The following is a 22,563-nucleotide window of genomic DNA, read 5'->3' as shown; positions in this document are numbered from 1 at the left end:
CCCCCCCCCCCCCCCCCCCCCCCCCCCCCCCCCCCCCCCCCCCCCCCCCCCCCCCCCCCCCCCCCCCCCCCCCCTGCCGTGTGGCTCGCCCGGCCCCGAAGGCGCCCGAGGCCGGATGTCACCCCGCGGCGATGACCTCGATTTCGACGAGCCAGTCGCTGTCCAGCGTGGTGGCGACGATCGCGGTTGTCGGGACGCGCCGGCCGCCGAGTGCCACGGTTCGGGCGGCGGCGTTGGCCTCGGCGTAGGCGGGGTCACGCAGGTAGCTGGTCAGGCGCACGATGTTGTCGACGCCCATGTCGGCCGAGGCGAGGATGGCGCGGATGTTCGACCAGATCAGGGTGAGTTGCTCCGCCAGGCCGGCCCCGGGCTTCCCGGCCGGGTCCAGTCCCATCGTGCCGGCGACGAACAGCAGGCGTCCGGCACCTCGGACCTCCATTGCGTGCACGTAGTCGTCGGTGGCCGGGTAGACGCCTTCGGCGGGGTTGTGGCGCACGAGTTCCATCGACTGCCTCACTCTCTGGTCGATTTCCACGGCTGAGGACCGATCATCGTTGCCCTGTGGCGCACAGGGGTATCCGGATCACGAACGCCGATCACGACTCTTCAGGTCTCGGCAGTCCGGTCGGCTGTTCCCGCGCTCCGATAATGCGGTGCGGGCACGCTCCTCCGGAGCCGAAAATGGCCGCATGCCCACCCCCGACGGCGCCGACAGCGCCGATCCCACCGGCGGCCCTGCGCACTCCGGCAATCCGGCCGATCCGGCCACCCCGCTCGCCCGCAAACCCCGACTCGCCGTCCTCACCGGGGCCGGGATCTCCGCACCGTCCGGCCTGCCCGTCTACCGGGGCGGGGACGGACTGTGGGACCGGAACCCCGAGATCGCGAAGCTCAGCACCGCGTCGCGGTGGTTCGGCAAGGCCGCGCAGGCGTGGGAGCACTGGAGCAATCTCCGCCGCGCCGCGTCCGCCGCGCGGCCCAACCCGGCGCACGAGGCGCTGGCCGCCGCCGAAGCCCACTTCGACGTCCACATAGCCACCCAGAACATCGACGGGCTCCACAACCGCGCCGGGTCCACCAACGTCGCGGAACTGCACGGCAGCGTGTTCCGTACGCGCTGCTCCGGGCGCGCGTGCCATGCCCGCAACGGCGCGTGGCCCGACGAGACCGCCCACGAAACGGTCCCGAACTGCCCGCATTGCGGGCGCATCGCGCGGCTGGACGTCGTCCTGTTCGGGGAGCACCTGTCCCGCGCGAAAGTGCGCGCCTCGACCGAGGCCGCCCGCGGCGCCGACGTGTGGATGGCGATCGGGACGTCCGGGACGGTGTACCCCGCGGCCGGACTCATCGAGTACTGCCGCCGTGACGCCGTCCGCGTGCTCGTCAACGCCCAGCCCTGGACCGACGTCCAGGGCACGTCGCCGTTCCAGCGCGAAGTCCTCGGCGACGCAGCGGCCGTCCTGGACGACGTGCTGCGCGAACTTCGGTCGCCTCGGGGGCAGCAGGCAGGCGAGAGTGCGTAGAGGTTGTCTCGGCGACGGACGAGCGGCAGCCTGGGTGGGGCGTGGGATCCGTGGTGACGCGCCGCATCACCAGTCGATGTCCGCGACGACAGCCCGCACCAGCCACACGCCGTAGGCCACGAGAGCAGCCGCCGCGAGCAGGCCGATACAGCAGCCGAGCCACGCGGGCATGGTGGCTAACGGCCGGTGGGAGACTTCGGGCACTGGAGCGAAGTCTCCCAGCGGGGTGACCTTGACGGCTCGCACGCCCTCCTCCACCGACCTGTCGAGCTGGATGTCGAACGACACACGCTCGCCGGGTTCCAGGCTCTTGTAGCCGTTGGTCTGGATGTCCCCGCGATTGACCCGCACGTCCCCGCCCGGGAGGAGGGAGCTGACGCTGCGGTCGTCGTCGGGGACGATGAGGCCGTAGCCCTGGACGTCGTCGAAGCATCGGACCGTGCCTCGGCCATGGAGTCTCCCCTGCGCACGTCACGTGCGGCCCTCTTCGGCGTTCTACAGGTACCGGGCGGCGAACTTCTCCAGGTGCGCGATCCGGTCCTCCAGCGTCTCGGTGTCCGGTTGCCCCGGCTGCCCCGCCTGCCACGCCGCGGCCAGGGTGTCGGTCACACCCATGTCCCGGAGACGGGCGTACGTCGCCTCCGAAGGGGCCGCGTTCGCCACGACGAAGACCGTGAACTCGCCGCCGTCGAGCCCGGCTTTCTTTCGCAGGCGGTGCAGGGTGCCGACCTTGTCCTCGACGTCGTCCCAGGAGTAGTTCATGCCGAGCCAGCCGTCGTTGCGCACCGCGCGCTCCAGGGCCCGCCGTCCGGCACCCCCGATGAGGACGGGCACCCGCACATCGGGCCTGGGGAACATGCCGGTCCGGTCGAAGTCGTAGAAACGTCCGTGGTGTTCCGCCCACCCGTCGTCCCAGAAGTCGCGGATGATCGCGATGGCCTCGTCGGTGCGGGCGCCGCGGGTGCCGAAGTCCTGCCCCAGGAGCTCGAATTCCTCCCTCAGCCACCCGACGGCGCAGCCCAGCGAGACCCGGCCGCCCATTACCTGCGCGAGCGTCCCGAACTGCTTCGCCACCGTGAAGGGGTCGCGCATCGGCAGGATGTAGGTGTACGTGATGAAGCGCAGGCGCTCGGTGCGCGCGGCCAGCGTGGCGATCATCGTCACGGGGTCGGGGAATTCCGTGGCGGCGGAAAACGGATTCTCGCCGGACGGGTGCACCGAGGCGAACTCGTCCGGGACGGCAAGGTGGTCGGCGAGCAGCACCCCGGCGAAGCCAAGGCGTTCGGCCGCTTCGGCCAGGGGGAGATACTCCTCCGTGGGCAGGCATATCAGGGGGACCCAGAACTTCACGTGTGCTCTCCCTCGCGACGACGCAGGTACCCGGACAGGTACCGGCAGACTTGCGCCAGTTTGGCGGACGGAAGCCAAGAGCGGGTTTGCGCTCCGAGGACCAACCGGCTTGGAACGCAGGTTCGGGACGCAGGTTCGGGACGCAGAAGGGCGCGCCGCCGTCGCGGTGCGTTCGGGCTGTCTAGTCCCACCAAAAGGACCAGCGCTGTGCGTTCACCAAGGTGGCCGCGTAGTGGCCGATGGTTCGGGTGCGGCGGGTGGCCTGCCAGACGTTGTCCGGGCAGAAGGCGTAGTGCTCGGCGGCGACCGCGAGTGCCTCGTTGGCGGAGCAGGGCGGCGCGGAGACCGCCACTTCGAGGCGGTCGAAGGACAGGGCGACGAGTCGGGCTCCGAAGCGCTCTTCCCAGGAGCGCAGGACGGACGCGAATACCGCGACGTCGTTGTCGTGGTTGAGAGAGCCCGTCCAGCCGATCGTGGTCAGGATGTCGGCGCTGCGCCGCGCGTCCACCAGACCGCCTCGGGGTTCGGTGAACCACTTGCTGCCGACCAGGTCCTCGACGAGTTCCGCTGCGGCACCGTCCGCAGGGGCGGCGGTCGACGCGGGAGCCGGCCCCGGCCAGGTGGTGCCGAACGGGGCAATGGTCTTGTCGTTGGCTCGAACCACGTCGGCGGGATCGTCGACGTCGGACATGCAGGCGTCCCAGAGCCTGTTCAGGACCTCGTCGGGGTCGTGGTCGCCTGGGTCCGACGCGTGGCGGTGGTCGAGGTCGTGGCGCCAGTCTCCCCAGAACACGACCGGTTGCAGTCCCGTCGCCTGTGCGGCGGCTTCCAATCGTGTCCAGATACCCGCGCCGACAGCGGTGCCGGTGTGCCAGAGGAACGCCGGGCGCGGTCCCTCAGAGGTTTGGTGGACGACTGTTCCCCGAGGCAGGTCGAGGCCGAGCGACCGGCCCGTCGGGTCGTTCGCCAGGACTGCCAGAGGGTCGCGGTGCATCGTCATGCGCGGACCCTAGTGCCGCCCACCGTCATTGCGGCCGACGGCCGTTCGCCCATGACGACGACCCGTCGGATGCGATCGCCGGGCTGTGTCTCCGGATGCTCCGCCAAAAGATCTCACTGAAGCACCGATGATTCGAGAGGCGGCTTCCTGTCTAAAGGAAGGAGACCGAAAGGAGTCCGCCATGCCCTCGAACCCCTCCGCGGAGCATCCCACCGCCGAGCTCGACGCCCGATACAGCTCTGCTCTCAATCCCCGCCCCGGTGCCGCGGATGTTGTTGCCACCGATTGGAGTGACGCCCGGCGCCTGCTGCGCACGGCCGAGATCTGCTGGGCGATCACCGTACGCCCGGACGGCCGGCTGCACGTCACGCCCGTGATCGCGACGTGGCACGACGGCGCGGCGTACTTCTCCACCGGACCGGGTGAGCAGAAGGCCAGGAATCTGGCGCGCAACGGCCATTGCGCGCTGCTCACCGGAACGAACTCCCTCACCGAGGGCCTCGACGTCGTGGTCGAGGGCACGGCCCGGCGGGTCGAGGACGCGGCGGCGCTGGAGGAGGTGATCGGGGCGTTCGAGGCCAAGTACGGTGCGCACATCACGTCCGCCGACGGCACCTTCCACGGCATGTCGGACGCGATGCGCAAGGGCGACGATCTGGTGTTCGGCGTGGTTCCGGGCACCGCGTACGGGTTCGGCAGGGACGGCGGCGTTTACACCCACACCCGCTGGACGTTCTGACCGCCGCGCCCCGCAACCGGCACCGCCACCCCCACACCGCCCACACAGCCTCGCGACGCCACTGGTCACAGGCCACCGGCCACCGGCCACCCGCTCAACCCGTGAACGCCTCCACCAGCGTCCAGACCGCCAGAACGCCCATGCACGCGCCGCCGATCCGCTGCACCGTCTTCAGCGGCACCTTCTTGGCGATGAACCGGCCGACGATCAGTGCGAGCGCGGAGACCGTCATCAGCGCGGCGGCGGAGCCGATCGCCGTCGGGAGCCAGCCGTTCGTCGCCGCGAGGTTGGCGGTGGTGATCTGGGTCAGGTCGCCCCACTCGCTGATGAACACGGCCATGAACGCCGTGGTGTAGACGGGCCAGAAGCCGGTGACGGTGCGGCCTGCCGCGTCCTCGTCGTCATCGTCCCCGCCGCCGCGCAGCAGCACCACGGCGCCGAAGGCGAACAGAGCCGCCGAGACCAGTTTGACCGCGACGTTCGGCAGGAGGCCGATGAGGCTGCCCGCGCCGACCGCGAGCGCGACGTGGACGATGAAGGCGGTGGACGTGCCGAACCAGACGTACAGCGGCCGCATTCGGGTGCCCATGGCCAGCGACGCGAACATCGTCTTGTCGGGCAGTTCGGCCAGGAAGATGAGCCCGAAGGCGGTCAGCATCGCCAGGGGGTCGAAACTCACGCGGAAACTGCTTTCTGCGGGGGCCGGGCCGAGCGTGCGGGCCCCGCGTGTGCGGCGGGATACGACCGTTCGGCCCGGCACGACGGAGCAGGCCCGCGCGGATGCGCGGACCGGTCATGCCTTGGCCGAAGGTCTCGTCCACCCCGCATCCAACCTCAGCGGGGCTCGGTGGCCGGGGCACCCGCGGGCGCCCAGTGTGTCGACCATCCGACGTTGAAGGACTACTCCCCTTCGCAGCCACACAGTGTAGCCGAGGCCCCTCGCCGCCTTTGCCCGGGCTCCGTCGCGAAATCCGATTGTCGTACGCCTGCCGCCTCCCCACCCGCACGGTTGGACGCATGGTGACTCTCCGTGGGCCGCGTGGGTGAATGCCGAGATGCGCGTGACTGGTGTGACGCCTGATGCTGGAGAGCCGCCCCGGGCTCCTCCTGCTCGGGGCGTCCGGTCGAGCGCAGGAGACTGCCATGCGTGACATGCGGATAGCCGCCCGCTTCACCGCCCGGTTCGGGCGCTGCGCCCCTGCCCCCGAGCCCCCGCGGCTCCGGGGATCGGGTGAGCCTCGGCGGCGGCTCGGGCGCGTGCTGCTGTCGTCGTCTCTCGCCGGTGCGCTCCTCGTCGTGCTCGCGCCCGCGGTGGAGGCGGCGCCCGCGGCGGCGGCGAACCCGTGTCCGCGCGGGCACGTCCGCATCGTCTGCGTGAACCTCGACAACCAGACGCTGTGGATGCAGGACAAGAACGGGCGCCGGACGTTCGGCCCCGTCCCGGTCCGGAGCGGGCGGAAGGCCTATCCGACGCGCACGGGCCTGAAGCGGATCTACGCCAAGAAGGTGAAGGACTGGTCGTACCTCTACAACGTGTCGATGCCGTACGCGCAGTACTTCGACGGCGGGCAGGCGTTCCACGCGTACGCGCAGCCGATCACCACGCCGCCGGGGTCGCACGGCTGCGTGAACATGCGGCTCGCGGACGCGAAGCGGCTGTTCTCGCTGACGCAGAAGGGCGACGCCGCGTACATCTGGGGGCGCCGCCGCTGAGCCGCGCCGCGGACGGACGCGCGGCGGACGTACCCGCCACGCGCGAGGGGCCGACCGGTCAGCCGGTCGGCCCCTCACCGCTCGCGTGGAACACGGTCGCGTTGACGCGCCGGGCGAAGCCGTAGAAGGCGCGGACCTCGGGGCGCATCGCGCGGCGGGCGGAGACGAGGCCGACGGTGCGGTGGANGACCGGTCAGCCGGTCCCCCCCTCACCGCTCGCGTGGAACACGGTCGCGTTGACGCGCCGGGCGAAGCCGTAGAAGGCGCGGACCTCGGGGCGCATCGCGCGGCGGGCGGAGACGAGGCCGACGGTGCGGTGGATGGGCGGGGAGAAGGACCGCAGCCGCACCATCGCGTCGAAGCCGTCGAGGAGGTCGCGGTACCAGAGCATGGATCCCAGGCCGCCCGCGACCGCGGCGAGCCAGGCGGCGCGTTCGTCGGTCTCCAGGACGATGGCGGGGCGGATTCCGGCGGTGGCGAAGAACTCCTCGAAGTCGGCGCGGCGCGGCGAGGACCGGGTGGGGACGATCATCGGGTGCCCGTCGAGGAGTTCCCACGGCAGCGGGTCGGGCAGGTCGAACTGCTGCGGCGAGACCAGCACGACCTCGTGCGGGCGGAGCAGGTCCATCTCCAGGTCGGTCGGCGCCGGGAGGTCGGTCAGGCCCACGTCGATGTCGCCCGAGCGCAGCGCGTCGAAGATGGGGTCACGGCACGGGAACGTGACGACGTCGACGGTGATCCCCGGCAGGTGCCGGGCGAAGCGCGGGGAGAGCGCGCTGATCATCTGGATGGCCAGCGCCGGGGTGGTCCCCAGCCGGACCGGCCGCGCCGCTTTGGCGGGGGCGGCGTCCTTGGTACGCATCGACTCGCCGATCGCGGCGACCCCGGCCAGGACGCGGTGGGCGAGCTGGACCACCGCCTCCCCCTCGGGCGTGAGCCGGGCGCGGCCCTGGGCGCGGATCACCAGGGGCACCTTGAGCTCACGTTCCAGTGCCTGGATCGCCCGCGTGACGGCGGGCTGCGCGGTGAACAGCGCCTCGGCCGCCGCCGAGATGGAGCCGTGCTCCACGATCGCGATGAGGTAGCGGAGCTGCTGGAGGGTCACCCGCGCAACGTAGCGAGCCCAAGCGGAATGCACGATGCCGACAAGGAAATTGATGCCACCGGCTCCCCGACCCCAAATCCAGCCGGGAACCGGCGACTTACCCGATCGCCGAGCCACACTCGCGAGCCCGGCCGCGATCGGCGAAGCCGCGGCGGCGCGTTCAACTCCGTCGCCTCAGGCGCCTCAGGCGCCTCCGTCGCCTCCGTCGCCTCACGGTCGGCGATGTGGGCGGCCCAGGTGCGGAACTCGTCGAGGTCGCCGAGTGCCGCTTTCACGTGGTCCGGAACCCAGGGCACCGTCAGTGCTTCGAGCACGTCGCCGTAGTCGAGGCTCACCCACTCCCACAGGACCAGGTTGTACGCCCGCATCAGCGGTTCCACGCGTTCGCGGACGGCGGCGATCTCATCCGCACCGAACCCGCGTTGCGCGAGGCGGCCGTCGATCGCCGCCGTCACCTCGTCGTCGTGCCAGGTGTCGAGGAACGGTTCCAACAGGTCGTCCCAGGCCGTGACGGGCCTCCGCACAAAACCGGGCGAAGGCGCGCGGACGTCGGCATCGCCTGTCCGCCCAGGTTCCCGCAACGCTCCCCCGCCGCTCGGCGCCATCCCGGTCGGATCGGGCGCCCCCGGGTCAGGCATCCGTCGGGCCCGCGTACTGCGGGGTGGGGAGGTTCAGGAGCGCGGGGATGTCTCGTGGGGTGGCCAGCGGGCGGCCTACCTCCTGGGCCAGGGCGGCGGCTTCGTGGACGAGCGCGGCGTTGGTCGTTTCGCGGAGGCCGGGGCCCGCGTGGTCTTCGAGGCCGACATGGAGGTGGCCGCCGAGTTCGAGGGCGAGGCGGGCGACGGGGGTGGCGAAGAGGTCGCCGCCCATGACGGCGACGGACCAGGGGAGGTCGGTGCCGTCGAGCATTTCGAGGTACGCGCGGAGCGCGGCGGCGGTCGGCGGGAGGCCGAAGGACGGGCCCGCGGTGGTGCGGCCGAGGTAGCCGTATTCGCCGCCGAAGTAGAACTTGACCATGGCCCCGGCCGGCAGGCGCCCGGCGCGGTGCCAGGCGAGGACGGCGCGCAGGAAGCCCGGTTCGTAGATGGCGAGGCTGGGGCCGAGGCGGTGTTCTGCGCACAGGGCCATCTGGTGGCGGATGTCGTCGTAGCTGTTGCGGTAGACGACACCGCCCGTCGGGATGCCGTCGGCGTCGCAGCCGCCGAGGTTGACGGAGCCGGGGTCGACGATGCCGATGCGCAGCCAGCCGCCCTTGGCGAGGAGTTCGACGTGGGCGTAGGAGCCGGCGACGTCGGAGCCGTAGCCGACGGTCGGGTAGACCAGGGTGTCCGGGCGTTCGGCCATCAGGGGGCGCCAGGCGCGCAGGTAGCGTTCGGCGACTTCCTCGCTGGTGGTGGGGCCGGACAGGTCGATGTGGTTGTGCAGGACGGACGCGCCGGCGTCGAGCGCGGCGAGGGCGTCGCGGGTGATGGCGGCGGGGTCGCGCGGGGCGAGGGGGTTGATGCCGTTGAGGGCGGCTTCGACGATGACCGCGTCGGCGGCGGGGGTGGTCGGGTCGGACACGCGGGGCCTCCTGACGGACCGCCCGGCGCCGGGACCGGACGGGGGTACGTGAGCGGAGTACGTGAGCCGGGCGCCGGGGCCCGGGTGGTACGGCTGCCTGATGGTGGCGGATCATGCCTCGCGAGTCCAGGATCCCAGCACCATCAGGGTCTTGGTGCCGGTGACGCGCCCGTCCCGCCGCAGGGTGTCGATGACCTGCTGGAGGTGGGCGATGTCGCGGACGCGGACGTGGATGAGCGCGTCGGGGTCGCCCGCGATGGTGTAGACGGCCTGGATCTCCGGGACGCCGGTGGTGGTGCGCATGATCTCCTGGACGGTGGTGCTTCCGGCGTAGCGCAGTTCGGTGAACGCCTCGATGCCCCAGCCGAGTTTGGCGTGGTCGATCTGCACCGTGAAGCCGGTGACGACGCCGAGGTCGCGGAGACGGTCGACGCGGCGTTTGACGGCGGCGACGGAGAGGCCGACCTCGGCGGCCATGTCGGAGAAGGTCCGGCGGCCGTCCTCGCGCAGGAGGCGCAGCAGGCGGTGGTCGGTGTCGTCGACGTCGGCCATGGGACGCCTCTCGGGTCGGGGCCGAGCCCGGACGGGATTCGGCGGTTCGGCGGTGCGGCGGTGCGGTTCGGCGGCCCCGGCGGTGTCGGGCGCGGCGCGGCCGCCAGGTCGAGTCAGGTGTTCGATTCGGGGGTCCGTGCGCAAACTATTGACGATCCTTCCCATTTCCACGTCAAGCATTTGCGTCTTCTGGAGCTTTTGCCTCCGGGTACTTGCGTGGGGTCGGGCGCGTTGATGTGCTTTCGGGGCACCATCCCGCCCGCGGTTTCCGGATGCCGCGGTTCCGTTCCGTAGCTCGCCGCTCCTGTTCCGCGTGTCGGAGGCTCCCGTGCGTATCGACCCGTCCATCGGCCCGCCGTCCAGCCCGCTGTCCGGCCGGTCGTCCGTCGGCCCGTCCAACGTGTCGCTCGACGACAAATACGCCGCCGAGGAGGGCCGCATCCTGCTCTCCGGCGTCCAGGCGCTGGTCCGCCTGACGCTGGAGCAGCGGCGCCTGGACGCCGCCCGCGGCCTCGACACGCGCGTGTTCGTGTCCGGCTACCAGGGCTCCCCGCTCGGCACGCTGGACCTGGAGATGGGCCGCGCCGCGCGGTTCCTCGACCCGGCGGGCGTGGTCTTCCAGGCGGGCCTGAACGAGGAGTTGGCGGCGACCGCGGTGGCCGGCAGCCAGTTGGCGGACCAGGTCCCCGGCCGTCGGCACGACGGCGTGGTGGGCTTCTGGTACGGCAAGAACCCGGGCCTGGACCGGGCCGCCGACGCGATCCGGCACGCGATGCTGGCGGGTACCGCGCCGCTGGGCGGTGCGGTGGCGTGGATCGGCGACGACCCGTCCAGCAAGTCGTCGACGGTGCCGAGTTCGTGCGAGCCGATGGCGGAGAGCCTGGCGATGCCGCTGCTGGCCCCGGGGTCGGTGGCCGAGGTGCTGGAGTTCGGACTGCACGCGGTGGCGATGTCGCGGGCCAGCGGGCTGTGGACCGGGCTGAAGATCGTCGCGGACGTCGCGGACGCGTCGGCGACGGTCGACGCGGGCGCGTTCGGGGCCCTGGTGCCGGAGCCCTCGCGGCGCCCGCGCGGGGCGGCGGCGGCGCTGGTGGGCCCGGCGTCGCTGGACGCGGAGCTGGACATGCTGACCCGGCGCCTGGACCTGGCCCGCGCGTACGCCCGCGCGGTCGGCCTGAACCGCGTGACGGCGGACGGCGTCCCGGCGTCCCGCAACGGCCGGGCGGCGACGCCGCGCCTGGGCGTGCTCGCCTCCGGCACCCAGTACGCCGTCGTCGTCCGCGCCCTGCGCGACCTCGGCGTCGGGACCGGCGAGGCCGATCTCGCCCGCTTGGGCCTGCGGCTGATCCGGCTCGCCATGCCGTTTCCCGTCGACGCCGCGGAACTCGCCGAGTTGACCGCGGGGTTGGACGAGGTGCTGGTGGTCGAGGACAAGGTCCCGTTCCTCGAAGGGCACCTCAAGGAGGCCCTCTACCGGCGACCCGACGCGCCGCTGGTGGTCGGCCGCCGCGATGCGGACGGGCGCCCGCTGCTGCCGGTGCGCGGCACGGTCGGCGCCGAGGACGTGGCGCGTGTGCTCGCCGCCAGGCTCGGCACCGACCGGCTCCCCCACTCGGCGACGGCCCTGCTGTCCGCGGGTGCGCCGCGGCGGCCCGCGCGGATCGCGCTGCCGCTGGCCGCCGCGCGCACGCCGTACTTCTGTTCGGGCTGCCCGCACAACACCTCCACCCGCACGTCGGACGACACGCTCGTGGGCGTCGGCATCGGCTGCCACGCGATGATCGCGCTCGACGGGCGCGGGCGCGGCAATCAGATCGGGCTCACCCAGATGGGCGGCGAGGGCGCGCAGTGGATCGGCCTGGCGCCGTTCACCGACGACCGGCACTTCGTGCAGAACCTCGGGGACGGGACGTTCCACCACTCGGGGTCGCTGGCGGTGCGGGCGGCGGTCGCGGCCGGGGTGCGGATGACGTACAAGCTCCTCTACAACGACGCGGTGGCGATGACGGGCGGCCAGCGCGCGGAGGGCCGCATGGACGTGCCCACGCTGACGCGGTGGTTCGCGTTGGAGGGGGTGCGCCGGGTGGTGGTGACGACCGACGACCCGGCGGCGTACCGGGGTGTCGCGCTGGATCCGGTTGCGCGCGTCCGGCACCGCGACGAACTGGCGGACGTGGAACGCGAGCTCGCGGCCGTGGACGGCGTCACCGTGCTGGTCCACGACGACCGCTGCGCGGCGGAGGAGCGGCGGCTGCGCAAGCGCGGGCAGTTGCCGACGCCCGCGGAGCGCGTCGTGGTCAACGAGCGGGTGTGCGAGGGCTGCGGCGACTGCGGGGACCAGTCCACGTGCCTGTCGGTGCATCCGGTGGACACCGAGTTCGGCCGCAAGACACGGATCCACCAGGCGTCGTGCAACTCGGACTTCTCGTGCCTGAAGGGCGACTGCCCGTCGTTCCTGCTGGTCGAGCCGGGCACGCGCGCGGGCCGGAAGGCGGCCGCCCGGGAGTTGCCCGGCCTTCCGGTGGAACTGCCGGAGCCGGTACGGCGGTTCGACACCGCCGGGGACGGCGTCCTGCTGCGCATGCCGGGGATCGGCGGCACGGGTGTGGTGACGGTGTCGCAGGTCCTCCAGATGGCCGCGCACCTGGACGGGCGGTACGCGGCGGGCCTGGAGCAGACCGGCCTCGCGCAGAAGGGCGGCCCGGTGGTGAGCGACGTGCGCATCGCGGACGCCCCGGTGGCGGGCGCGCTGAGGGCCTCGCGCGGGACGGCGGACGTGCTGGTCGGCTTCGACCTGCTGGGAGCGGCGGCGGACGGCAATCTCGCGTCGGTGCGCGCGGGGCACACGGTCGCGGTGGTCAACACGGCGATCGTGCCGACGGCGGCGATGGTGACGAACCAGCTCGCGCTGCCGGGCTCGCCGGACGAGGCGGTCGTGCGCATCGAGGCGGCCACCGCGGACGAGGGCGCGCACCGAGGCGCGCGCGAAGGCGCGAATGAGGGCGCGAACGAGCGCGTGGGGGCGGCTGACGGGGCAGGCGAGATCCCCCGCAACCTCTACTTGGACGCGCTCAGTCTGTCCGAGGCGCTGTTCGGCGACCACATGCCGGCGAACATGCTGCTGCTGGGTGCCGCGTACCAGCACGGCTGCCTGCCGCTGAGCGCGGAGGCCCTGGAGGCCGCGGTACGCCTGAACGGTGCCGCCGTCGACGCGAACCTGGCCGCGTTCCGCTGGGGCCGCGCGGCGGCGGTCGACCCGGCGGCGGTGCGGGCCGCGGTGGCGGCGCCCGAGGTGCCGGTGGTGGAGGTGGACGCGGTCTCGCGCGCTCTCGCCGAGCGCGCCGTGCACGCCACTTCGGCCGTGAGCGTCCGTCTCGACGCAGGCCCGACCGCCGCAGAGCCCCGCGCCACCGACTCGCACACCACCGAGCCCCACGCCACCGACCTGCGCGACGCCCTCGCCACCCGCATCGCCGACCTGACCGGTTTCCAGAACGCCGCGTACGCCCGCAGCTACGCCGACGACGTGCGGCGGGTCACCGAGGCGGCGCGCGGCCGGGTCGGTGCGGCGGACGGGGCACGGGTGGGTGCAGCGTACGCGCGCGGGCTGCACAAGCTGATGGCGTACAAGGACGAGTACGAGGTCGCCCGACTGCACCTGGACACCGTCGAGAAGGCGCGCCGGGACGCGGAGTTCGGCGCGGACGCGGACGTGTCCGTGCTGCTGCACCCGCCGGTGCTGCGCGCGCTGGGCGTCAAGCGCAAGATCCGGCTGCGGCGTACCGCGGTCCCGGCGTTCCGCGCGCTGCACGCCGCGCGCGGTCTGCGTGGCACGAGGCTGGACGTCTTCGGGTACGCGCACGTCCGCAAGGTCGAACGCGCGCTCGTCGGGGAGTACCGCCGGGCCGTGGACACCGCCCTCGCGCACCTGGACCCGGCGACCGTCGACGCCGTCGTCGAGGTCGCGGAACTGCCGGACGTGGTACGCGGCTACGAGGACATCAAGCTGGCCCGGGTGGCGGAGTTCCGCTCCCGGATGCGGTCCGCGCTGGAGGCGCTGGCCGCGCCCGCGCCGCGTGTCGTGCCGGATGCGGGGGCCGCGGGCGGTTCCGGCGGCGAGGGGCGGGCGGCGGTGCGCTCGGCCTCGTAACCGCGCGGCTGCGCCGAGGCACCCGCCCGGCGCCGCCCGCCGGTCAACATTCCGGTGCGCCATTCCGAAATTACGTCCTACGAAAACCCGTAGTCGGCCTTCTTCTCGCACGCGATCTCTGCGATAGTCGCGCACGTTTCGGCGGAGCGAGGGAGGCCGGTCCGGATGACCACGGCACACCAGAACAGCGGCGGCACGGAGAACGCGGCCGCCTCCAGTACCGCCGGATCCGGCGCGACCCCCGGCGCGACCCCCGGCGCGAACACCGGCGCGGCGACGACCGGCGCGGCCGACGGCGCCACCACCGTCCACCGCCGCACCTGCCACCTCTGCGAGGCGATGTGCGGCCTGGAGATCCACGTGCGCGACAACCGCGTGCACAAGATCCGGCCGAATCGCGACGACGTGTGGAGCAAGGGCCACATCTGCCCCAAGGGCACGACGCTCGGCGCGCTCCAGGAGGACCCCGACCGGCTGCGCGCGCCCGTCGTGCGCGACGGCGACACGTGGCGCGAGGTGAGCTGGGACGAGGCGTTCGCGGAGTGCGAGCGCGTCATGCGGCCGGTCCTGGACGCGTACGGCCCGCAGGTGCTCACCGCCTTCCTCGGCAACCCGCTCGCGCACAACATGGCCCTCGCGCGGTACGCGGGCGTTCTGGTCGGCATGGCCGGGATCCACCACATCTACTCGTCCGGCACCGTCGACCAGTGGCCCAAGAACGTCTCGTCGCTGCTGATGTACGGCGGTATGTGGACCATCCCGGTGCCCGACCTGCGGCGCACCGAGGACCTGTTCGTGGTCATGGGCGCGAACCCGCAGGCGTCGCAGGGCTCGCTGCTGGCCTGCCCGGACATCATGGGCGAGATCAAGCGCATCCGGCGCGGCGGCGGCAAGGTCGTGGTGGTCGACCCGCGCCGCACCGGCACCGCGGACGCCGCCGACGAGTGGCTGCCGATCGTCCCGGGCACCGACGCCGCGCTGCTGATGGCCGTGGTGCACGTGCTGTTCGCGGACGGCCTGGTCGACCCCGGCCCGGTCGCCGCGCACCTCGGCGGCGTCGACACGCTCCGCGAGCTCGCGCTCGGCTGGACGCCGGAGTCCGTCGAGGACGCCACGCGCGTCCCCGCCGCGCGCATCCGGCAGCTCGCCCACGAGCTCGCCGCCGCCCGCTCCGCCGTCGTCTACGGCCGGATCGGCCTGTGCAACCAGGAGTTCGGCACCCTCGCGAGCTGGCTGGTCGACGTCGTCAACATCCTCACCGGGCACTTCGACACGCCCGGCGGCCTGATGTTCCCGAAGCCGATGAACTGGTCGGTCGCGACGCTGACCCAGCACAGCAAGTCCGCCGACGGCGCGCCGTTCGGACGCTGGCACTCGCGTGTCCGCGGCGCCCCCGAGGTCCTCGGCCAGGTCCCCGTGTCGTGCCTCGCGGAGGAGATCGACACCGAGGGCGAGGGCCGCATCCGGGCCCTGGTCACGATCGCGGGCAACCCGGCGGTGAGCGCCCCGGGCGCGGCCCGGCTGCGCGAGGCGCTGCCGAAGCTGGACGCCATGGTCAGCATCGACAACTGGATCAACGAGACGACGCGGCACGCGCACGTCATCCTGCCCGGCCCGGGCCCGCTCCAGGTGCCGCACTTCGACGACCTGATGTGGAACTTCGCGGTCGGCAGCGCGGGCAAGTGGTCGGAGCCGGTGCTGCCCGCCGACCCGGACCGCCCGGCCGAGTGGGAGATCGTCCTGAAGCTGGCGGCGATCCTCGCCGGCCAGAAGGCCGACGAGGTCGACATCGCCGCGCTCGACGACATGTGGTTCACCACGCTCGTGCGCATCTGCGGCCTGGACCCCGAGGAGGTCCTTCCGCACTACCAGCGCGGCGGACCGGAGCGCATCGCGGACCTGTCGGTGCGTACGGGCCCGTGGGGCGACCGCTACGGGCGCGTGGAGGGCGGCCTCACCCTCCAGGACTTCAAGGACGCCCCCAACGGCCTCGAACTCGGGGAGATGCAGCCGCGCATCGCCGAGGTGCTGGCGGCCGCGGGCTTCGAGAAGGTCGAGCTGGCTCCGGACTACATCACGGCGGACCTGCCCCGGCTGCGCGCGCACGTCGAGCGCGCCGCGGACCCCGCGTCGCTGCTGCTGGTCAGCCGCCGCCACCTGCGGTCGAAGAACTCGTGGCTGCACAACGTCCCGGCGCTGGTCGGCGGCAGCAACCGCTGCACGCTGCTGATCAGCCCGGACGACGCCGCGCGCGCCGGCCTCGCCGACGGGCAGGACGCCGAAGTCTCCTCGCCCGAGGGCAGCATCACGGTCGCGGTGCAGGTCACCGACGAGATGATGCCGGGCGTGGTCTCGATGCCGCACGGATGGGGCCACGACGAGCCCGGCACCCGGATGGCGACGGCCCGCGCGCACGCCGGGGTCAATTCGAACGTGCTGGCGCCCGGCGCGTTCGTCGACGCCATCTCGGGCAACGCCGCGGTCAACGGCATCCCGGTCACGGTGACGCCGCTGCCGGTCGCGGTGGTCTGACCGGGACGCGCTGAACGGGGCGCCCTGAACCGGGGCGCGCTGAGCCGGGGCGCGCTGAGCCGGGGCGCGCTGCGGGACGCAGGCCCAGGCCGTACGCGCGAATCCGCGGGCCGGACACCGCCGTCGTGTCCGGCCCGCGGATTCGCGCGTCGCCCCGCGTCGCCCCGCCTCGACCGGCGTGACGAGCCGGGCCGCTCAGGCAGCGGTCACGAGGCCGTCACGCAGCGGTCCGGCGCGGTCGGTCACGCCTCGACGAGCGGGTCGCCCTCCGGCCGCGCCCCCGCCAGGCGCAGCTTCGCGGCGATGAGCGCCGCGTGGACGTCCCGGGTTCCGGTGGAGACGCACAGCGTGTAGGCGACGTCCTCCATGCGGCGCTTCGCCTCGGGAGTGCCCTGCTCGGCGTGCAGGAGGCTGAGTGCCTCGTACTGCTCGACCAGGTCCGCCAGAACCGCCGGATGCGCCATCAGCATGCGTTTACCTCCATGCAGCAAGGACCGACGCCCGGATGCGGGCGCGGGTATGGTTCGCGTGTCTACCCGGATGGCCGCAAGTCATGCGGAATCTCCTCGATGCCGTGGCATTTATCCGGATTCCTCGGCCATTCCTCGTACGATTTGCGGTGCGGGGCGCACGAACGCCCGGTCCGACGCGCGCACCTCCGCCGCCGGTCCGCCCGCGCGCATCACCACCGCCAACACGCCGTCGTCGTCGCACGCGTAGCCGCCGGACGCCCAGGCCGCGTTGGCCTCGACCACCGCCCACTCCCCCGCGTCCGTCCGCCCGATGTCCACGACCACCGCGCTCGGCAGCCCCGCGACCCCGCTCCCGGCGACCTCGGCCGCGAACGCCTCCGCGTCGGTGCGCTCCGCGCACCCGTCCAGCGGCGCCACCGCGAGGTCGCCGTCGACGGCGTAGCGGGACGCGGCGAGGACCCGGCCGTCCAGCAGGAACAGCCGGAACTCACTGCGGAAGCACACGACTTCGGACACCAGGACGAGCGCGTCCTGGTCCGAGACCGCGTGGCCGGGCAGTTCGGAGCCGTCCGCGTACACGCGCGCGGGGAAAGTCTTGTCCGCGGGCGGCTTCACGAACCGCGGCCCGCGCAGGGTCCGCGCCCGCGCGAGCGGCATCGCCTCGACGCGGCGACCGGTCAGCGCGCGGGGCAGGCGGGCGAGCCAGTCGTCGGCCGGTTCGAGGAGGCCGACGTGCAGGTCGCGGGACACCGCGTCCGCGAACAGCGGCCCGGCGTAGACGTACGCCTCACCGCCGCGTACACCCGCGGGCACCGCCCAGTCGTACGACCGCTCCACCCGCAACCCGCGGCGGTACGCGGCCGCCCCGAGCCACCGGTCCGTCTCCGTGCTGCGCGGCGCGAGGACGAGGGTGCGGGGGTGGTCGGTCGGGGCCGGCGTCGGCATCGGAGCGGGTGCCGGAGTCGGAGCGGGTGCCGGAGTCGGAGCGGGTGCCGGAGTCGGAGTCGGAGCGGGTGCCGGAGTCGGAGTCGGGCCAAGTGTCGACGCCGCGGTGGAATTCGGGGCCGGGATCCGCGTCATGCCGCGAGCATGCCCCGCCGCGCCCTCCCGCCGCCCCCGCTTTTCCGCGCCCGGCCGCTGCCCTCACCCTGGCAAGGGCGGCTACCCACCGTCCGGCCGACCTGGGAGCATGCCGGGATGACCAACGAGAATCCGCCGTTCGAACTGCGTCAGGGCTGGCAGACCTCCGACACCGTGATGAGCGTGATCGGTCTGCTCCTCGTGGCGGCGGGGTTCGTTCCCGGGGTGCCTTTGGGCGTCGCCATCCCGCTGTGGGTGCTCCCCACGCTGTTCGCGCTGCTGGTGACGGTCGCGCGGCGGCGAGCGCCGGTGTTGCTGCGCGTGGACTCGGCGGGGGTGACGTTCGGGGCCTCGTTCACGGCGGATGTGGTCGTCCCGTGGTCCGATGTCGAAGCCGTCGTATCCTGGCGGACGAAGCCCGGCAACTGGGTCGGCGTCGCGGCCAGTCAGGAGTACCGCGAGCGGAGAGGGCTGGGCAGAGGCGTCAACCGACTGCTCGACGACACCGTCGGTATGCCCGTCTCCGGCACGGCGATCATCTGGACCGGCCCGGACGAGGACGTCAAGCGCTTCGCCGCGGCCGCCGCCCACTTCGCGCCCGATGTGCCGTTCGTGGACCCGGTGACCTCGCCGCGCCGCACGGACGACGCGGCCGAGCCCACCGACTGAGGCAGCGCACACGGGAGTTCGGGAGTCCCCGGTCGCAGATCAGGAGAGCAGGCGCTGCCTGATGTCCGGCTTGAGGACCTTGCCGACCGTCGAGCGCGGCAGGTCCGGCCAGACCTCCACCTGCTTGGGCGTCCTGACGCCGCCGAGGCGTTCGCGCACGAAGGCTTGCAGGGCCTCGGGTTCCACGGCGCGGCCGGGATGCAGTTGGACGACCGCGGCGACGCGTTCGCCCCAGGTGTCGTCGGGGAGTCCGACGACGGCGCAGTCGCGTACGTCCATGTGGTCCAGGAGTGCCTTCTCCACCTCCGCCGAGTACACGTTGAATCCGCCGCTGATGATCATGTCCTTGAGGCGGTCCACGACGAACAGGTATCCGGCTTCGTCGAGGTAGCCGGCGTCGCCGGTGTGGTGCCAGCCGTGCCGCGAGACGTCGGCGGTCGCGCCGGGGTCGCGGTAGTAGCCGGGCGTGACCAGCGAGCCGCGGACCACGATCTCGCCGCACTTCCCCGGCGGCAGCAGGGTTCCGTCGGCATCCATGATCCCGACGGTGACGAGCGGCGTGGGGCGGCCCGCGGAGCCGAGGCGTTCGAGGACGGGCGTGCCGTCCGGGCCGACGTGGTCCGCGGGGGCCATCGTGGAGATCGTCATCGGGGCCTCGGTCTGCCCGAAGAGCTGCCCGAGCACGGGTCCGAGGCGTCCGATGGCCTCGGCGAGCCGGGCGGGCGCCATCGGGGCGGCGCCGTACCAGAGGCAGCGGAGCGAGGACGTGTCGGCGTCGTGCAGCGCGGGGTGGGCGAGCAGTGCGTAGATGAGGGTCGGCGGCAGGAACGTGTGGGTGACGCCGTGGTGTTCGACCAGCGCGAGGAATTCGCCGAGGTCGGGGCGCGGCATGACGACGATCTCGCCGCCGAGGCTGAGGACCGGGAAGCACAGGGTGCCCGCGGCGTGCGTCAGCGGCGCGAGCGCGAGGTAGACCGGGCGCGGCGGGAACGGGCAGCTCATCAGCGTGAGCGCCGACATCGTCTCGATGTTGCGCCCGCTGAGCATGGCGCCCTTGGGCTTTCCGGTGGTGCCGCCGGTCCCGGCGATCATGACGATGTCGTCGGGAGGGACGGCCTCGCGCGCTGCGGCGACGCTGTCACCGTCGCTGTCCTTGTCGCTGTCCTTGTCGTTGTGGAGCCATGTGCTGAACGGGACGGCACCCGCGGGAACGACGTCGGAACCGCCGCCCACATCCAGGCTGACGAGCGTGCGCAGTTTCGGGAGGTCCGCCCTTATGCCTTCGGCCAGGGCCCCGAACGACGGCTGGAAGATCAGGCACACGCAGTCCAGCAGGTCCAGGAGTTCGCGGTTCTCCGCCGCCGCGGCGCGCGGGTTCACCGGGCACCAGACCGCGCCCGCGCGGGAGATCCCGAACACGCATGCGAACGCCGTCGAGTCGTTCGCGGACAGGACCGCCACCTTGTCCCCGGGGCGGACCCCGGAGCGGGCAAGCGCGTCGGCGATGCGTGACGACAGCGTCCGCACTTCGCCGTAGGTCAGCGTCGTCCCGTCCATGGTCAGGCAGGGGGCGTCGGCGCCGAGGGAGGCACCCTTGTCGAGGTAGTCGCAGAGCCGCATGGCGTTCCTGTGGGGTGTGGCGAGGGGCGGAGGGTGGACGCGGCGTGTGTCGTGGGTGTGTGACGTGGGGCACAGCCTAATGAAGTCTTGACACTCGTCAAGACATCTTTTGACAACTGTCAAGGACCTTCCGGGCGCCCACCAAAGCCCCTCGTGGCCGCCGAATCCCCCGCGCTAAGCTGCAAAGCCACGACTCGCGGCCCGAAGCCGCGGAGCGGCCGACGGAAGACGCACTATGACCCAGGTTTCGGACCAGGGCCGGGACAGGATCTCCCGCCGCCAGGTCGACAAGTTCGAGGCCCGGCGACGCCAGCTCGCGGAGTCGGCGCTGCGCACGCTGGCCGAACTGGGTTACGCGCGCACGAGCCTGCGCGACATCGCACAGAACTCCGAGTTCTCGCACGGCGTCCTGCACTACTACTTCCGCGACAAGGTCGACCTGATCACACACTGCGTCCGGCAGTACAAGATCGAGTGCGTGAAGCGGTACGACGACGTCGTCGCGACCGCCGAGACCCCCGACGAGCTGGCACGCGGCTTCGGCGAGGCCATGGCCGGCACCCTGCGCGACGACGCCACCCTCCACCGCCTCTGGTACGACCTGCGCAACCAGAGCCTGTTCGAGGCGTCCTTCCGCGACGACGTCCGCGACATCGACCAGAGCCTGGAGCGCATGATCGCCCGCATCGTCACCCAGTACGCGGAACTGTCAGGCCGCGAACCGGCGTTCTCCACCACCACCGCCTACGCGATGTACGACGGCGTCTTCCAGCACGCCCTGCAACGCCACCTCACCGGCGACCCCGAGGCCCCCACCGCCCTCGCCACCAACGTCCGCCAGATCCTCCCCGTCATGGTGGCGTCCGCCTGAACGGCGGGTCCGCCCCGCCGGGACACACGGCGACGGCCGCTGACCACGACGCGGTGGATGTGGCCGATCGGCCGGCAGGCATGGTGGCGATGGAGGACCGGATGTCCGGCCTCCACGGAACTCGGGGTGCTACTTTCTCGGCGTCTCTTCAGGCACCCGAGAGGGATTCGATGGCATTCATCAAGCGCTTCGACCACGTCGGCATCACCGTTGCCGACCTCGACGCCGCTACGGCGTTCTTCGTGAGCCTCGGGCTGGAGGCCGATCCGAGGATGGCCGTCGAAGGCGAGTTCCTGGACACGGTGATCGGCATGACCGGCGCCCGCACGGAGATCGTCATGCTGCGGCCACCCGGCGGAGGCACAACGCTGGAGTTGTCGAGCTTCACGCGCCCGGACCACCTCCCGGGTTCCCCTGCCGCGCCGGCGAACGAACTGGGCCTGCGCAACATCGCCTTCGAGGTGCACGACCTCCAAGCCGCGGTCGACCACGCCGCGGCCAACGGCTACGGCCTGGTGGGCGGCATCGGCGAGTACGAGGGCATGTGGCGGATGGCATACGTCCGAGGACCTGAAGGAATCATCGTCTCGCTGGCCGAACACATCGAGAAGTAGGGAGACAACATGGCCACGCCCGTGACCGACGAACAGATCCAGGCTCTGGCCGCGACCGCGAAGCCTTCAGCCTGGCACTCCTGCACTGGGGTCCCGAGCGGACCATGGACGGCGCCGACGCCATCGAACTCGAACACCAGCGACGCATGGTCTCGCTGCGCGCCGAGGGAGTGATCGCGATCCTGTGCCCGGTCGCCTCCGACACCATGGCCGGCGTCGCGATCATGACCGTCCCGGCCCAGGAGGCCGAGGAGATCATGGCCGGAGACCCCTGCGTGCAAGCCGGCATGATGCGCTGCGAGGTCCACCCATGCCACGGCTTCCCCGGAGACACCCTCCCAGGGTGAACACCACCCAGCGGCCCGCGACGGAATGGGGCGGGCTCGCCGCGTCCATCCCGAACAGGACGTCCGCGGCCTCAGCGGCGCACGAGACCCGAACTGGCCCAAGTCCGCAGCCGCCAGCGGCCGCGTGCGACGCGAGGTGCCCGTCGGACACGGCTGGGGATGTGCCGTCTTCGGAGGTGTGGGACGCGATGGAGTGCGTCGGGAGCCATGGCGAGGACTCGGGAGGGCGCCTACTGCGCGGGACTGAAGGCGAGTTCGTGGTCGATCACGGTGTACCGCATGCCTGATCCCCGCTTCGACCGCGACGTCCGGGGGTTGGCGGGCGGTGTCCGGATCGATCTCAAGTCGGCGCGGTTCACCCCGCGGGAGAACGAAGGACTCCAACTCGCGCCGGCCGCCAGCAAGCATCCCGACTACCAGGTCACCAGCGTTTCGGTCGAACCGGACGGGCAGATCCTCGTGGTAGCGGTCAGCGGTGACGCGGACAAAGCGCGGGACGACCTTTCCAGCCGGTACCCCGGTCGCGTCGAAGTCCGCTCCGGGGGTCAGGTCACTCAAAGGCTGGACATTCCCTGTCCGTTCCCCGGTTGAGGAGCGAAGTCGCGGTGATCTGCTCGCATTCCGGGGGCGGACGTGTCGGGGCCGCTGTCCTGCTGGTCCCT

Annotated in this window: 21 protein-coding genes and 1 pseudogene; 10 read left to right on the top strand and 12 right to left on the bottom strand. The window is 72.3% G+C overall.

The annotated features are described in order from the left end of the window. Positions 1 to 118: 118 nt before the first annotated feature. Entirely contained in the window at positions 119 to 505 is a 387-nt protein-coding gene (locus ACRX5S_RS03375; protein ID WP_436771202.1) for a RidA family protein, read from the bottom strand. Between the two features lie 184 nt (positions 506 to 689). On the opposite strand from ACRX5S_RS03375, the gene ACRX5S_RS03370 reads away from it, so the two are divergent. Beyond that, positions 690 to 1,523 carry an SIR2 family NAD-dependent protein deacylase gene (locus ACRX5S_RS03370; RefSeq protein WP_436771201.1) on the top strand — a complete coding sequence of 278 codons (834 nt, stop codon included), beginning with the start codon at positions 690 to 692 and terminating at the stop codon, positions 1,521 to 1,523. A 66-nt stretch (positions 1,524 to 1,589) separates the two neighbouring features. On the opposite strand, the pseudogene ACRX5S_RS03365 reads toward ACRX5S_RS03370, so the two are convergent. The 3 genes and pseudogenes from ACRX5S_RS03365 to ACRX5S_RS03355 form a co-directional block, all read right to left on the bottom strand. Further along, positions 1,590 to 1,958: pseudogene (locus tag ACRX5S_RS03365) on the bottom strand (cold-shock protein); the annotation flags it as partial. A 60-nt stretch (positions 1,959 to 2,018) separates the two neighbouring features. After that, complete coding sequence (locus ACRX5S_RS03360) at positions 2,019 to 2,873, bottom strand: TIGR03619 family F420-dependent LLM class oxidoreductase (protein WP_436771200.1); 855 nt, start codon at positions 2,871 to 2,873, stop codon at positions 2,019 to 2,021. A 181-nt stretch (positions 2,874 to 3,054) separates the two neighbouring features. Next, positions 3,055 to 3,873, bottom strand: coding sequence for a DUF4253 domain-containing protein (locus ACRX5S_RS03355; protein ID WP_436771199.1), 819 nt, complete (start codon positions 3,871 to 3,873; stop codon positions 3,055 to 3,057). Positions 3,874 to 4,054: 181 nt separating this feature from the next. Between ACRX5S_RS03355 and ACRX5S_RS03350 the strand changes: the two genes are divergently transcribed. Then, entirely contained in the window at positions 4,055 to 4,612 is a 558-nt protein-coding gene (locus ACRX5S_RS03350) for a pyridoxamine 5'-phosphate oxidase family protein (protein ID WP_436771198.1), read from the top strand. 94 nt (positions 4,613 to 4,706) lie between these two features. On the opposite strand, the gene ACRX5S_RS03345 is transcribed toward ACRX5S_RS03350, so the two are convergent. Next, positions 4,707 to 5,291 (bottom strand): TMEM165/GDT1 family protein, encoded by a 585-nt coding sequence (locus tag ACRX5S_RS03345; RefSeq protein WP_436771197.1) that lies wholly within the window; start codon positions 5,289 to 5,291, stop codon positions 4,707 to 4,709. Between the two features lie 464 nt (positions 5,292 to 5,755). Here ACRX5S_RS03345 and ACRX5S_RS03340 point away from each other — a divergent pair, with 464 nt between their 5' ends. After that, the gene (locus ACRX5S_RS03340) at positions 5,756 to 6,325 is read left to right on the top strand and encodes a L,D-transpeptidase (protein WP_436771196.1); all 570 of its coding nucleotides are present in this window, start codon (positions 5,756 to 5,758) and stop codon (positions 6,323 to 6,325) included. Positions 6,326 to 6,518: 193 nt separating this feature from the next. On the opposite strand, the gene ACRX5S_RS03335 is transcribed toward ACRX5S_RS03340, so the two are convergent. The 4 genes from ACRX5S_RS03335 to ACRX5S_RS03320 all read right to left on the bottom strand — a co-directional run bounded on the left by ACRX5S_RS03335 (position 6,519) and on the right by ACRX5S_RS03320 (position 9,545). Continuing rightward, entirely contained in the window at positions 6,519 to 7,430 is a 912-nt protein-coding gene (locus tag ACRX5S_RS03335; RefSeq protein WP_436771195.1) for a LysR family transcriptional regulator, read from the bottom strand. Next, positions 7,427 to 7,954: a hypothetical protein gene (locus ACRX5S_RS03330; RefSeq protein ID WP_436771194.1), complete on the bottom strand. Its 528-nt coding sequence runs from the start codon at positions 7,952 to 7,954 to the stop codon at positions 7,427 to 7,429. The genes ACRX5S_RS03335 and ACRX5S_RS03330 overlap by 4 nt, the downstream gene beginning before the upstream one ends. Positions 7,955 to 8,060: 106 nt before the next feature. Then, positions 8,061 to 8,993: a 3-keto-5-aminohexanoate cleavage protein gene (locus ACRX5S_RS03325; RefSeq protein ID WP_436771193.1), complete on the bottom strand. Its 933-nt coding sequence runs from the start codon at positions 8,991 to 8,993 to the stop codon at positions 8,061 to 8,063. A gap of 111 nt (positions 8,994 to 9,104) precedes the next feature. Next, entirely contained in the window at positions 9,105 to 9,545 is a 441-nt protein-coding gene (locus ACRX5S_RS03320) for an Lrp/AsnC family transcriptional regulator (RefSeq protein ID WP_436771192.1), read from the bottom strand. A 328-nt stretch (positions 9,546 to 9,873) separates the two neighbouring features. Between ACRX5S_RS03320 and ACRX5S_RS03315 the strand changes: the two genes are divergently transcribed. Next, on the top strand, positions 9,874 to 13,695 hold the full coding sequence (locus ACRX5S_RS03315) for an indolepyruvate ferredoxin oxidoreductase family protein (protein WP_436771191.1): 3,822 nt from the start codon (positions 9,874 to 9,876) through the stop codon (positions 13,693 to 13,695). 165 nt (positions 13,696 to 13,860) lie between these two features. Continuing rightward, positions 13,861 to 16,227: a molybdopterin-dependent oxidoreductase gene (locus tag ACRX5S_RS03310; RefSeq protein ID WP_436771190.1), complete on the top strand. Its 2,367-nt coding sequence runs from the start codon at positions 13,861 to 13,863 to the stop codon at positions 16,225 to 16,227. Between the two features lie 242 nt (positions 16,228 to 16,469). On the opposite strand, the gene ACRX5S_RS03305 is transcribed toward ACRX5S_RS03310, so the two are convergent. After that, positions 16,470 to 16,697, bottom strand: a complete 228-nt coding sequence (locus tag ACRX5S_RS03305) for a DUF5133 domain-containing protein (protein WP_436771189.1) — start codon at positions 16,695 to 16,697, stop codon at positions 16,470 to 16,472. A 111-nt stretch (positions 16,698 to 16,808) separates the two neighbouring features. Then, on the bottom strand, positions 16,809 to 17,645 hold the full coding sequence (locus ACRX5S_RS03300; protein WP_436771188.1) for an ATP-grasp domain-containing protein: 837 nt from the start codon (positions 17,643 to 17,645) through the stop codon (positions 16,809 to 16,811). A 252-nt stretch (positions 17,646 to 17,897) separates the two neighbouring features. On the opposite strand from ACRX5S_RS03300, the gene ACRX5S_RS03295 reads away from it, so the two are divergent. Then, positions 17,898 to 18,449, top strand: coding sequence for a hypothetical protein (locus tag ACRX5S_RS03295; protein WP_436771187.1), 552 nt, complete (start codon positions 17,898 to 17,900; stop codon positions 18,447 to 18,449). A 39-nt stretch (positions 18,450 to 18,488) separates the two neighbouring features. Here ACRX5S_RS03295 and ACRX5S_RS03290 read toward each other — a convergent pair whose 3' ends face one another. Further along, a complete protein-coding gene (locus ACRX5S_RS03290; protein ID WP_436771186.1) occupies positions 18,489 to 20,069 on the bottom strand; it encodes an AMP-binding protein in 1,581 nt (526 codons plus the stop codon). A gap of 235 nt (positions 20,070 to 20,304) precedes the next feature. Here ACRX5S_RS03290 and ACRX5S_RS03285 point away from each other — a divergent pair, with 235 nt between their 5' ends. From ACRX5S_RS03285 to ACRX5S_RS03270, 4 genes are all read left to right on the top strand, one after another. Beyond that, positions 20,305 to 20,940 (top strand): TetR/AcrR family transcriptional regulator, encoded by a 636-nt coding sequence (locus ACRX5S_RS03285; protein WP_436771185.1) that lies wholly within the window; start codon positions 20,305 to 20,307, stop codon positions 20,938 to 20,940. Positions 20,941 to 21,110: 170 nt separating this feature from the next. Continuing rightward, complete coding sequence (locus ACRX5S_RS03280; RefSeq protein ID WP_436771184.1) at positions 21,111 to 21,554, top strand: VOC family protein; 444 nt, start codon at positions 21,111 to 21,113, stop codon at positions 21,552 to 21,554. Positions 21,555 to 21,658: 104 nt separating this feature from the next. After that, positions 21,659 to 21,901 carry a hypothetical protein gene (locus ACRX5S_RS03275; protein ID WP_436771183.1) on the top strand — a complete coding sequence of 81 codons (243 nt, stop codon included), beginning with the start codon at positions 21,659 to 21,661 and terminating at the stop codon, positions 21,899 to 21,901. 279 nt (positions 21,902 to 22,180) lie between these two features. Next, a complete protein-coding gene (locus ACRX5S_RS03270) occupies positions 22,181 to 22,492 on the top strand; it encodes a hypothetical protein (protein ID WP_436771182.1) in 312 nt (103 codons plus the stop codon). Positions 22,493 to 22,563: the final 71 nt, after the last annotated feature.

Source organism: Yinghuangia sp. YIM S09857, from assembly GCF_051388915.1.
Lineage (GTDB): Bacteria > Actinomycetota > Actinomycetes > Streptomycetales > Streptomycetaceae > Yinghuangia.
This window is presented reverse-complemented; position numbering and strand designations above follow the sequence as displayed.